The 12,145-nt window shown below is 74.3% G+C and carries 7 protein-coding genes; 4 read left to right on the plus strand and 3 right to left on the minus strand.

Annotation, left to right across the window (positions count from 1 at the left end):
- Nucleotides 1-9: 9 nt before the first annotated feature.
- On the minus strand, nucleotides 10-1,188 hold the full coding sequence (locus AC6EI4_RS08850) for a CaiB/BaiF CoA transferase family protein (RefSeq protein ID WP_498451230.1): 1,179 nt from the start codon (nucleotides 1,186-1,188) through the stop codon (nucleotides 10-12).
- A 115-nt stretch (nucleotides 1,189-1,303) separates the two neighbouring features.
- Here AC6EI4_RS08850 and AC6EI4_RS08855 point away from each other — a divergent pair, with 115 nt between their 5' ends.
- Nucleotides 1,304-4,633: an ATP-dependent helicase gene (locus AC6EI4_RS08855; protein ID WP_498451231.1), complete on the plus strand. Its 3,330-nt coding sequence runs from the start codon at nucleotides 1,304-1,306 to the stop codon at nucleotides 4,631-4,633.
- On the plus strand, nucleotides 4,630-7,932 hold the full coding sequence (locus AC6EI4_RS08860) for an ATP-dependent helicase (RefSeq protein WP_498451232.1): 3,303 nt from the start codon (nucleotides 4,630-4,632) through the stop codon (nucleotides 7,930-7,932). The genes AC6EI4_RS08855 and AC6EI4_RS08860 overlap by 4 nt, the downstream gene beginning before the upstream one ends.
- Here AC6EI4_RS08860 and deoD read toward each other — a convergent pair.
- Nucleotides 7,929-8,645 (minus strand): purine-nucleoside phosphorylase, encoded by a 717-nt coding sequence (gene deoD, locus AC6EI4_RS08865; RefSeq protein WP_498451233.1) that lies wholly within the window; start codon nucleotides 8,643-8,645, stop codon nucleotides 7,929-7,931. The two genes, AC6EI4_RS08860 and deoD, sit on opposite strands and share 4 nt — an antisense overlap.
- A 70-nt stretch (nucleotides 8,646-8,715) precedes the next feature.
- On the opposite strand from deoD, the gene nudC reads away from it, so the two are divergent.
- Nucleotides 8,716-9,669, plus strand: coding sequence for an NAD(+) diphosphatase (gene nudC, locus AC6EI4_RS08870; RefSeq protein WP_498451234.1), 954 nt, complete (start codon nucleotides 8,716-8,718; stop codon nucleotides 9,667-9,669).
- Nucleotides 9,670-9,697: 28 nt separating this feature from the next.
- Here nudC and AC6EI4_RS08875 read toward each other — a convergent pair whose 3' ends face one another.
- Nucleotides 9,698-9,946, minus strand: a complete 249-nt coding sequence (locus AC6EI4_RS08875; RefSeq protein ID WP_498423188.1) for a mycoredoxin — start codon at nucleotides 9,944-9,946, stop codon at nucleotides 9,698-9,700.
- A 73-nt stretch (nucleotides 9,947-10,019) separates the two neighbouring features.
- Here AC6EI4_RS08875 and AC6EI4_RS08880 point away from each other — a divergent pair, with 73 nt between their 5' ends.
- The gene (locus AC6EI4_RS08880; RefSeq protein ID WP_498423187.1) at nucleotides 10,020-12,083 is read left to right on the plus strand and encodes a UvrD-helicase domain-containing protein; all 2,064 of its coding nucleotides are present in this window, start codon (nucleotides 10,020-10,022) and stop codon (nucleotides 12,081-12,083) included.
- The last annotated feature ends 62 nt before the right edge of the window (nucleotides 12,084-12,145 follow it).

Genomic DNA, 12,145 nt, shown 5'->3' on the forward strand with positions numbered 1-12,145 from the left:
GGGGCGGGCTCACCCCTCGTCGGCCTCCAGCCACTGCCGCACGGAGTCGTTGTGCTGGCCCAGCGTCGGGGGCGCCACGTGGGTGGGGCGTCCGCCCGAGTAGGGGTTGTCGTCGAAGCGGATCGGCGAGCCGGGCAGCTCCAGGTGACCCTGGGTGGCGTGCTCCACCTCGAGCACCAGGCCCTGGGAGCGGGTCTGCTCCCACGAGTAGACGTCGTCGAGCGAGCGCACCTTGCCCGCCGGGATGCCGGCCTGCGCCAGCTGCTCCAGCCACTCCTCGGCGGGGGCGGAGGCGAAGAGCTCCTCGATCAGCGCGGTGAGCGCGTCGCGGTTGGCCACCCGGTCGGGGTTCGTGGCGAACCTCGGGTCGTCGGCGTCGAGGCCGAACGCGTCGGCGAACGAGCGCCAGAGCCCCTCGGAGCCGCAGGCGATCTGGACGGGCGCGGTCGCTGTGGCGAACATGCCGTACGGCGAGATCGAGGGGTGGTGGCCGCCGGCCAGGCCGGGCACCTCCTTGGCCACCGTCCAGCGCGTGCCCTGGAACGCGTGCACCCCGACCATGCCGGCCAGCAGCGAGGTGCGCACGACCCGGCCGCGGCCGGTGCGGGTGCGCTCGTGGATCGCGGCCAGCACGCCGTACGCGCCGTTCATCCCGGCCAGCAGGTCGGCGATCGGCACGCCCACCTTGGTCGGCTGCTCGGTGCCGGTCAGCGACATCAGGCCGCCCTCGCCCTGGGCGATCTGGTCGTAGCCGGCGCGCTTGGCCTCGGGGCCGTCGTGGCCGAAGCCGGTGATGGAGAGGACCACCAGGCCGGGGTTGAGCTCGTGGAGCCGCTCCACGGAGAAGCCGAGGCGGTCCAGCACGCCGGTGCGGAAGTTCTCCATCAGCACGTCGGCACGCGCGACCAGGCGGGCCAGCACGTCCTTGTCGGCCTCGCTCTTCAGGTTGAGGGTGATCGACTCCTTGTTGCGGTTGGCCGAGAGGAAGTACGTCGACTCCCGCTCGCCCTCCTCGCCGATGAACGGCGGCCCCCAGGAGCGGGTGTCGTCACCAGTGGGGGACTCGATCTTGATCACCCGGGCACCCATGTCGCCGAGCATCATCGCGGCGTGCGGTCCCGCGAGGGCGCGGGTGAGGTCGAGCACGACCAGGTCGGACAGGGGGCCCACGGGCGAGACGTCAGTCATGTCTGCACCGTAGAGGGGCCCGGAGGTCGCGACTATGGCAGGGATTGCCAACGAAACGCCGCCCCGAAGATCAACCTGTTCCGCCACTGTCGGCGCCGGATGATGGACTGTCGCCATGAGCCCGAGCCAGCCCCCGCGGTCCTCCGCGACGCGCGTTTCCGCCGACGGCGCCGCCCGCGCGTCGTACCGGCTGGTCAGCGGCGCGCACGGCCCCGTGCGCCCGCCGACGCTCGACGAGCACCAGCAGCGGGTGGTCGACCACGAGGGCGGTCCGCTGCTCGTGCTCGCCGGTCCGGGCACCGGGAAGACAACGACGCTGGTGGAGGCGATCGTGGACCGCGTCGAGGCGCGGGGCGCGTCCCCGGACTCGGTGCTGGCGCTCACCTTCTCCCGCAAGGCCGCCGAGCAGCTGCGCGACCGGGTCACCGCCCGGCTGGGGCGCACCACCGCGACCACGATGAGCTCGACGTTCCACTCCTTCGCCTACGGGCTGATCCGGGCCTACGCGCCCGCCGAGCTCTACGAGGCGCCGCTGCGGCTGCTCTCGGCCCCCGAGCAGGACGTGGTGCTGCAGAAGCTGCTCACCGACGCCCCCGACTCGGTGCGCTGGCCCGAGTCGCTGCGCCGCGCCGTGGGCACCCGCGGGTTCGCCAAGGAGGTCCAGGGCGTGCTGGCCCGGGCCCGCGAGAAGGGCCTCGACGGCACCGCGCTCACCAAGCTGGGCCACGAGGCGGACCTGCCCGAGTACGTCGCCGCCGGGCTCTTCCTCGACCAGTACCTCGAGGTCCTGGACTGGCAGGGCGCGATCGACTACGCCGACCTGATCCGGCGCGCGGTGATCGAGGCCGAGGACCACCGCGAGGAGCTGCGCGCCCGCTTCCGCCACGTGTTCGTCGACGAGTACCAGGACACCGACCCCGGCCAGGTCGCGCTGCTGCGGGCGCTGGCCGGAGACGGGCGGGACCTGACCGTGGTCGGCGACCCCCACCAGTCGATCTACGGCTTCCGGGGAGCCGAGGTGCGCGGGATCCTGGAGTTCCCGACCGCGTTCGCCCGCCGCGACGGCAGGCCCGCCGACGTGGTCGCGCTGCGCACCACCCGCCGCTTCGGCCCCCGGCTGCTGCTCGCCTCGCAGCGCGTCGCGCGCAGGCTGAGCCTGAACGGCACCATCGACGAGGAGGCCCGGCGCGCCTTCCTCGAGCCGCGCGCCGTCGCCGGCCCGCTCGGAGAGGGCCGCGTCGAGGTGCTCACGTTCGACACCGAGCGGGCCGAGGCCGAGCACCTCGCCGACCTGCTGCGCCGCGCCCACCTCGAGGACGGCGTCGCCTGGTCCGACATGGCCGTGCTGGTCCGCTCCGGGCGGGCCAGCATCGCGCCGCTGCGCCGCTCCCTGGTCGCCGCCGGGGTGCCGGTCGAGGTCGCCGCCGATGACACGCCGCTGGTGCGCGAGCCCGCGGTCCAGCCGCTGCTCGACGCCCTCAACGCCGTGGTCAACCTGGACAACGACGACCCCGAGCACCCCGGCTACGTCGACGCGGTCCGGGCGGAGTCGCTGCTCGTCTCGCCGCTGGCCGGCCTGGACGCCACCGAGGTGCGCGCCCTGGCCCGTCTGCTGCGGGGGGTGGAGCGCGAGCGCGCCCGGGCCGAGGGGCGCTCGCCCCGCCCGTCCCCGGCGCTGGTGCGCGAGGCGGTGCTCGACCCCACCGCCCTGGAGCAGGCCCTGCTCGCGCAGCCGACGGCCAGGCCGGCCGGACGTCCTGGCCCCGCACAGCGCGCGCTGGCCCTGACCCGGCTGCTGCACGAGGCCCGCGCCTCCCTGGACGGCGGCTCGACGGCCGAGGAGGTGCTCTGGCAGCTCTGGGCCGGCACCTCCTGGCCCGCTCGGCTGCGCTCCTCGGCGGAGTCCGGGGGAGCGGCCGCCCGGATGGCGCACCGCGACCTCGACTCGGTCTGCGCCCTCTTCGAGACCGCGGCCCGCGCCGAGGAGCAGCGCGGGCACACCTCGGTCACCAACTTCCTCACCACGCTGGTGGCCCAGGAGATCCCCGCCGACACCCTGGCCGAGGAGGGGGTGCGCGGGGACGCCGTCCGGCTGCTCACCGCCCACCGCTCCAAGGGCCTGGAGTGGCGCCTGGTGGTCCTCGCGCACGTGCAGGAGGGCGCCTGGCCCGACCTGCGCCGGCGCGGCTCCCTGCTGCAGCCCGACCGGATCGGCGTCGACGGCATCGAGCCGCCGGTCTCCTCGCGCGAGGTGCTGATGGAGGAGCGCCGGCTGTTCTACGTCGCCAGCACCCGCGCCCGCCAGCGCCTGGTGGTCACCGCCGTCGCCTCCGCCGACGACGAGGGCGAGCAGCCCTCGCGCTTCCTCGAGGAGCTGGGGCTGCACACCCGCCACGTGCAGGGGCGCCCGGCGCGCCCGCTCTCCCTGGCCGGGCTCGTCGCCGAGCTGCGCCGTACCGTCGCCGACCCCGCGGAGCCCGAGGAGCTGCGGCAGGCGGCCGCGCGCCGGCTCGCCCGGCTCGCCGGCGAGACCGTCACCGGGCGCCCCGGGGATCGGCAGCTGGTGCCCCAGGCGGACCCGGCCTCCTGGTGGGGCACCCGGGCGGCCACCCTCGCCGACACCCCGATCCGCCCCGAGGACAAGCCGGTCACCCTCTCGGCGAGCGCGCTCACCTCGCTGCTGGCCTGCCCGGCACGCTGGTTCCTGGAGCGGGAGGCCGGCGGCACCGTCGCCTCGACCGCCTCCCAGGGCTTCGGCCTGGTCGTGCACGCCCTCGCCGAGCGGATCGCCAACGGCGAGCTCTCCGACGACCCGGCCGAGGTGGATGCGCTGATGGACCACGTCGACGCGGTCTGGGGACGGATCACCTTCCGCACGCCGTGGTCGCGCAGCCGCGAGCGCGAGGAGATCCGGGCGGCGCTGGCCCGCTTCTGCGCCTGGCACTCCCGCCCGGGCGCACGGACCCTGATCGGCACCGAGCAGAAGATCCAGGTCGAGGTGACCCTGCCCGGTGGCCAGAAGGTCGGCCTCTACGGCTTCGCCGACCGCATCGAGATCGATGACGACGGCCGCGTCGTGGTCGTCGACCTGAAGACCGGCAAGTACCCGCCCACCGGTGAGGAGGTCAAGGAGCACCCGCAGCTGGGGCTCTACCAGTACGCCGTGGCGCACGGCGCCGTCGACGAGCTGCTGCAGCGACCCGCCGAGCCCGGCGGCGCCGAGCTCGTCCACCTGCGCAAGGAGACCCGCGGGGCGGTCAAGACGCAGGCCCAGCCGCCCCAGGAGCCCGGGCCCGACGGGATGCTGCCCATCGAGGGGCAGCTGCTCTCCGCGGTCGAGGCGATCCGCGCCGAACGCTTCCCGGCCCAGGCCGGCAAGCACTGCGACACCTGCCACTTCACAGCGATCTGCCCGATCAAGGGCGCCGGGACGGTGCTGTCATGAGCCATCTGTTCGAGATGCCCGCGACCTCGGGGGCCGCGCCCGACCCGGTCGAGCCGGTCACCATCGCCGGGCCCGCCGACCTGCGGCGGGTGATGAAGACGCCCTTCACGGTCAGCCCCCAGCAGTGGGCCGCGATCTCCGCGCCGCTGGAGCCCGCGGTGGTGATCGCCGGTGCCGGGTCGGGCAAGACCGCGCTGATGGCCGCGCGCGTGGTCTACCTGGTCGCCACCGGCCAGGTGAGCGCCGACCAGGTGCTCGGCCTGACGTTCACCACCAAGGCCGCCTCCGAGCTCCGCACCCGGGTCGGCGCCGCGCTCCAGGCCGCCGGCCACGGGCGAGGCCGCGGCGACGGCGACGAGGAGCTGCTCGAGCCGACGGTGGCCACCTACAACGCCTACGCCTCCGCGCTGCTCACCGAGCACGGCCTGCGGATCGGCCACGAGCCCGACACCCGGGTGATGGCCGACGCCTCGCGCTACCAGCTGGCCGCCCGGGCCATCGCCCGCCACACCGGGCGCGTCGAGCTGCTCAGCGACCACCCGCAGACGGTGGTCAACTACCTGCTGGCCCTCGAGGGCGCGATGAGCGAGCACCTCGTCGACGAGGCCGTGGTGCGCGACTTCGACCGGGTCCAGCAGGCCGCGTTCAGCGCGGCGCTGGAGGGCGCCCGCGCCAAGGCCGACATCCAGAAGGCGCTGCTGGCGCTGGGGCGGCGCGAGGAGCTGCTCGACCTGGTGCGCACCTACCGGCGCCTCAAGGGCCAGCTCGGGCTGATGGACTTCTCCGACCAGATCGCGCTGGCCGCCCGCCTCGCCGACGAGCATCCCGACGTCGGGCGCAGCGAGCGGGCGCGGTTCCGGGTGGTGCTGCTCGACGAGTACCAGGACACCTCGGTGGCCCAGGCGCTGATGCTCAGCCGGCTCTTCTCGGGCCCGAGCGCCACCGACGGGCGCGGCCACGCCGTGACCGCGGTCGGCGACCCCAACCAGGCGATCTACGGGTGGCGCGGCGCGTCGGTGTCCAACATCCTCGGCTTCGGGGAGGACTTCCCTAAGGCGGACGGCTCGGTGGAGGTCCCGACCTACCCGTTGACCGTCAACCGGCGCTCCGACCGGCGCATCCTCGAGGTGGCCAACCGGCTCGCCGGGCCCCTGTACCGGGAGTTCACGCAGGTGCGCCCGCTGGAGCCGGCCGAGGACGCCGACGCGGGGGCCGTGCGCGCGGTCGTGCACGAGACGTACGCCGAGGAGCTGGCCTGGCTGGCCGAGGAGGTGATCGCCACGCGCGGCGCGATGGCCGAGCCGTCGTGGCGCGAGATCGGGGTGCTGACCCGCGACAACGCGCACGCCGCCGACGTCTTCGACGCGCTGAGCGCCCGCGAGATCCCCGTCGAGATCGTCGGCCTGCAGGGGCTGCTGCGGCTGCCGGAGGTCGCCGAGATCGTCGCGGTGCTGACGTTGCTGCAGGACCTCACCGCCAACGCCGAGCTGCTCACCCTGCTGACCGGCCCGCGCTGGGCGATCGGACCGCGCGACCTGGCCCTGCTCGGCACCCGGGCCCGCCAGCTGGTGGTCGCCGCGGACTCCCCGCAGCGCCGGGCGCTGGCCGAGGAGCTCGCCGCCGCGGTCGAGGGGGCGGACCCCACCGAGGTCAGCTCGCTGTGCGACGCCCTGGACGACCCGGGCGACCTGCCCTACTCGCCCTCGGCCCGTGAGCGCTTCGCGCTGCTCTCCGCGGAGCTGCGCCAGCTGCGCGCGCACGCCGGGGAGCCTCTGCTCGACCTGGTGCGCCGCATCGTCGACACCACCGGCATCGACGTCGAGCTGGCCTCCTCGGTGAGCCCGGCGGCTCGGGCGCGCCGCGACAACCTGGACCTGTTCGTCAAGGCGGTGGCCGACTTCCAGGGTGTCGACGGCGACGTCAGCCTGGCGGCGCTGCTGGCCTACCTCACCGCCGAGGACGAGATGGGCACCGGGCTCGACATCGCCACCCCCACCGAGGCGGACTCGGTCAAGCTGCTCACCGTGCACCGGGCCAAGGGCCTGGAGTGGGACGCCGTCTTCTGCGTCGGGGTCTGCGAGGGGAAGTTCCCCAGCGAGCGCGCACGGACCCAGTGGCCCACCGGCCCGGCCGTGCTGCCGTCCCCGCTGCGCGGCGACGCCCGCGACCTGCCGCAGCTGCGCGGCCACGAGAAGGCCGACCTGGACCAGCTCAAGGTCGACGCCCGCGCCCACGAGGCGCAGGAGGAGCTGAGGCTGGGCTACGTGGCGTTCACCCGGGCCCGCCACGTCCTGGTGGTCTCCTCCTACCTGTGGAACGAGTCGCGCAAGACGCCGCTGGGTCCCTCGCCCTACCAGCAGGTGGTCGTCGAGACGCTCGCCGACTGGGGTGAGCAGTCCGAGCGGTGGGCCGATCGCCCGGAGAAGGGGACCCCCAACCCGCTGCAGTCGGGGGTCGTCTCGGCGCCCTGGCCGGTGACCGAGCAGACGGCCGAGGCGCTGCGGCGCATCGACGCCGCCGAGGTCGTCCGCGCCGCGATGCGGGCAGAGGCCGACCCGGAGCCGGCCCAGGACCCCGAGCTCGACATGGTCCAGCAGGCGCGGGTGGGGGACTGGGACGCCGAGCTGGACCGGCTGGTCGCCGAGGCCCGGCGCGACCGCTCGCTGGCGATCGAGGTGCCGCTGCCCTCCAGCCTCTCCGCGACGGCGCTCACCAAGCTGCGCGAGGACCCCGAGAGCTTCGCCCGCGAGCTGGCCCGGCCGATGCCGCGCCAGCCCTCCCCGGCCGCTCGCTTCGGCACCCGGTTCCACGCCTGGGTGGAGGCCCGGTTCGGTCAGCAGGACCTCTTCGACCCCGAGGAGCTGCCCGGCCAGGGCGACAAGGGCATCGACAGCGAGAGCGACCTGGCCGAGCTGATCGCGACGTTCGAGGCCGGTCCGTTCGCCGAGCGGCGCCCGGTCGCCGTCGAGGCGCCGTTCGCGCTGGTGCTGGCCGGGCAGGTGGTGCGCGGCCGGATCGACGCGGTCTACGCCGAGCCCGGTGACGGCGGCGCCGACGGGGACGAGGCGGCCGCCGGGGGCTTCCTGGTCGTCGACTGGAAGACCAACCACACCGCCTCGGCCGACCCGCTGCAGCTGGCGATCTACCGCCAGGCGTGGGCGGAGCTCCAGGGTGTGCCGGTCGAGCGGGTGCGCGCGGCGTTCTACTACGTGCGCACCGGGCAGCTGGTCGAGCCGACGCCCGACGAGCTTCCCGACCGCGCGGCGCTGGAGGCGCTGGTCAGCCCCGGCAGTGGCTAGTCCTCGGCGAACGCCGCGGTCAGCGCCACCTCGACCATCGCGCCGAAGGTCTGCTCGCGCTCCAGCGACGTCGTCTCCTCGCCGGTGACGATGTGGTCGGAGACCGTGCAGATCGCCAGCGCCCGCCGGCCGAACTTCGCGGCCAGCGTGTAGAGCGCGCTGGCCTCCATCTCCACGGCGAGCACGCCGTACTCCGCCATCCGCGCGGTGAGCTCGGGGCGGGGACTGTAGAAGGTGTCGCTGGAGAAGATCAGCCCGACGTGCACGCCGGTGCCGTCGGTGAGCGCGGTCGAGGCGTCGTACGCGGCGCGGGTCAGGCCGAAGTCCGCCACCGGGGCGTAGTCCAGGCCCTCGAAGCGGACCCGGTTCATCGAGGAGTCCGTGCAGGCGCCGGAGGCGATCACGAGGTCGCGGATGGCCACCTTCTCGGTGAGCGCGCCGCACGAGCCGACCCGGATCGCGGTCTGCACGTCGTACTCGGCGAAGAGCTCCTGGGCGTAGATCGCCATCGACGGCTGGCCCATCCCCGAGCCCTGGACCGAGACCGGGCGGCCGCGCCAGGTGCCGGTGTAGCCGGACATCCCGCGCACCGTGTTGTAGAGCCGAGCGTCGTCGAGGAAGGTCTCGGCGATCCAGGTGGCGCGCAGCGGGTCCCCGGGCATCAGCACGGTGGGGGCGATGGCGCCGGGAGCAGCGCCGATGTGGGTACTCATGGCGCTCACCCTAGGGCTGCGGCCGGCGAGCGAGCCCACGGGTGTGACCAGCGCCGCTAGCCTCGCTGATGTGACCCGCTCCGAGATCCCGGACCAGCCCCGCCCCACCGGCCGCCAGCTTCCGCACGTGGCGCTCTCGCAGTACGCCCACGACCGCCAGGGCGTGCTCCGCACCGACGACGAGTGGCTCGAGCAGGCCTGGCGCGCCGAGGACACTCGGGTGCTGGTGCTGTCCGGCGCGAGGCTCCGCCCGGTCGGCGGCCACATCGACTGGCAGCCCTCCGCGCAGGTGCCGGACGGCGTCCGACTGCTGCTCGGCGAGCGCGACGGCTCGGCGCGCTTCGCGGTCATCGTCGAGCGCGACGCCGCGCCCGGCGAGGACAGCGACTGGCTGCCGCTGCGCCTGGTGCTGCAGGCGCTGGCCGACGCGGGCGGCACCGACGCGCCCCTGGTCTTCCACGCCATCGGCCTCGCGGAGTGGCACCTGGCCACCCGGTACTGCTCGCGCTGCGGGGGCCGTCTGGTCTCCCAGCAGGCCGGGCACGTCCTGGTCTGCGCCGACTGCGCGCGCCAGCACTTCCCGCGCACCGACCCGGCGGTGATCATGCTGGTGCGCGCGGGGGAGCCGGGCAGCCCCGAGGAGCGCTGCCTGCTGGGGCGCGGTGCCGGCTGGCCGGAGGGGCGCTTCTCGACGCTGGCCGGGTTCGTCGAGCCGGGCGAGACCCTCGAGGACGCCGTACGGCGCGAGGTGCTCGAGGAGACCGGCGTGCGGGTCGGCGAGGTGAGCTACTTCGGCAGTCAGCCGTGGCCGCTGCCGGCCAGCCTGATGCTGGGCTTCGTGGCGACCGCCCTGACCACCGAGGTCGACGTGGACGGCTCGGAGGTCCTCGAGGCGCACTGGTTCACCCGGGAGGAGATGCGCGCCCGGGCGGAGGCCGGGACGCTGGTGCTGCCCGGCGGGGTCTCGATCTCGCGCTCGCTGATCGACGACTGGTACGGCGGGCGGCTCCCGGGCCACTGGTGACCCGGGAGCGGCGGCCGCACCCGAGGGGTCAGGCCAGCGAGGCCAGCTTCTCCTTGACCTGGATGAGCGACGGGTTGGTCTGCGCGGTGCCGTCGGAGTAGACCAGCGTCGGCACGGTCTGGTTGCCGTTGTTGACCCGCTCGACGAGCTCGACGGCCTCCGGGTGCTGCTCGATGTCGACCATCTCGAAGGCGATGCCCTCGCGGTCGAGCTGGCTCTTGAGGCGGTGGCAGTAGCCGCACCAGGGCGTGCTGTACATCGTGAACGAACCGCTCATCTGGGGTGTCCCCTCCGGCGTCTAGGGTTGCTGGCATCCCCTCCAACGTCGACCCCGCAGGAGATGTTCCCCGATGCCGAGCCCCGACGAGCTGCTCGCGGCGCTCGACCCCGAGCAGCGCCGTGTCGCCGAGGCGCTGCGCGGCCCGGTCCGGGTGCTGGCCGGCGCCGGCACCGGCAAGACCCGGGCCATCACGCACCGCATCGCCTACGGTGTGGCCAGCGGCGTCTACGTGCCCACCGAGGTGCTGGCGGTCACGTTCACGACCCGCGCGGCCGGCGAGATGCGGGTGCGCCTGCGCGCCCTCGGCGCCGGCGGCGTCCAGGCCCGGACCTTCCACTCCGCCGCACTGCGCCAGCTGCGCTACTTCTGGCCGCGCGCCTACGGCTCCGAGCTGCCCGCGCTGGTGGAGTCCAAGCTGCCGCTGATGGCCAACGCCGCGCGCCGGCTGCGGCTGCCTGCCGACCAGGCGACGCTGCGCGACCTCGCCTCCGAGATCGAGTGGGCCAAGGTCAGCAACGTGCGCCCCGAGGAGTACCACCGCATCGCCGCCGCCCGCGGCCGCTCGGTCTCCGGGCACGACCACGAGACGGTCGGGCGGATCTTCGCCGGCTACGAGGACGTCAAGCGCAACCAGGGCCGGATGGACATGGAGGACGTGCTGCTGCTCAACGCGGCCATGCTCGCCGAGGACGAGCGGGTCGCCGCCCAGGTGCGGCGTCAGTACAAGTGGTTCGTGGTCGACGAGTTCCAGGACGTCTCGCCGATCCAGTCCGCGCTGCTGGACCTGTGGCTGGGTGGACGCGACGAGCTCTGCGTCGTCGGCGACCCGGCCCAGACCATCTACTCCTTCGCCGGCGCCAACGCCGACTACCTGCGCGAGTTCCCCACCAAGCACCCCGGGACCACCTCGATCGAGCTGGTCCGCAACTACCGCTCGACGCCGGAGGTGGTGAGCGCGGCGAACACGCTGCTGGCCGGTACCCCCAGCAAGGGCGTCGACCTGCGCGCGCAGCGCCCCTCGGGGGCGGCGGTGAGCTACACCGGCTACAGCGACGAGGTCGCCGAGGCCGAGGCCACCGCCGCCCAGATCCTCACCCTGCGCCAGCGAGGCACGCCGCTGAGCGAGGTCGCCATCCTGTTCCGGATCAACGCCCAGTCGGAGTCGTTCGAGGAGGCCCTGGCCGCCCGCGGCATCCCGTACGTCGTGCGCGGCGCCGCGCGCTTCTTCGACCGTCCCGAGGTGCGCCAGGGGATCACCCTGCTGCGCGGCACCGCGCGCTCGGGCCAGGCCGGCGACGACGTCGTGGAGACGGTCCGGGCGACGTTCGCGGGGATGGGCTGGACCGCCGAGGCGCCCACCGCGCGCGGGCAGGCCCGGGACCGCTGGGAGTCGCTGCAGGCGCTGGTCGACCAGGCGGCGGAGTTCGTCCGCACCAGCGCCGGGAACGGGACTCCCGGCACCCTGGGCGAGTTCGTCGACGAGCTCGACCGGCGTGCCTCCGAGCAGCACGCCCCGGTCGCCGAGGGCGTCACCCTGGCCACGCTGCACGCCGCCAAGGGCCTGGAGTGGGACGCGGTCTTCCTGTGCGGGATGCAGGAGGGCACCTTGCCCATCACCTACGCGGACACGCCCGCGGCGGTGGAGGAGGAGCGCCGGCTGCTCTACGTCGGGGTGACCCGAGCCCGGGTGGCCCTCTCCATCTCCTGGGCGCTGGCCCGCAACCCGGGCGGGCGGGGGAGCCGCAAGGCCTCGCGCTTCCTCGACCGGGTGCTGCCCGCGGACGCCGCCGCCGGTGCGGACCCCACGAGGCGCCCGAGCCGTCCTCGTCGCGCGCCGCACTGCCGCGAGTGCAACCGGCCGCTGGACACCCCGGCCGAGAAGAAGATCGGCCGTTGCGAGGACTGCCCGGCCTCCTACGACGAGGAGCTCTTCGAGCGGCTGCGGACCTGGCGCGCGGACCGGGCCGCGGAGGAGAAGGTGCCCGCCTACGTCGTGTTCACCGACGCCACCTTGCAGCTCATCGCCGAGCACCGGCCGGGCGACGTGCGCCAGCTGCTCTCGATCAACGGCATCGGCCGCTCCAAGCTGGACAAGTACGGCGACGAGGTCCTCGAGGTGGTCCAGACCAGCTGAGGGGTCCGACGCGACTTCTGCGCGAAATACCCAATAAATCGATTGCCCGTTACCGGCCCCGG

It is taken from the genome of Nocardioides sp. Z43_10, assembly GCF_059766615.1.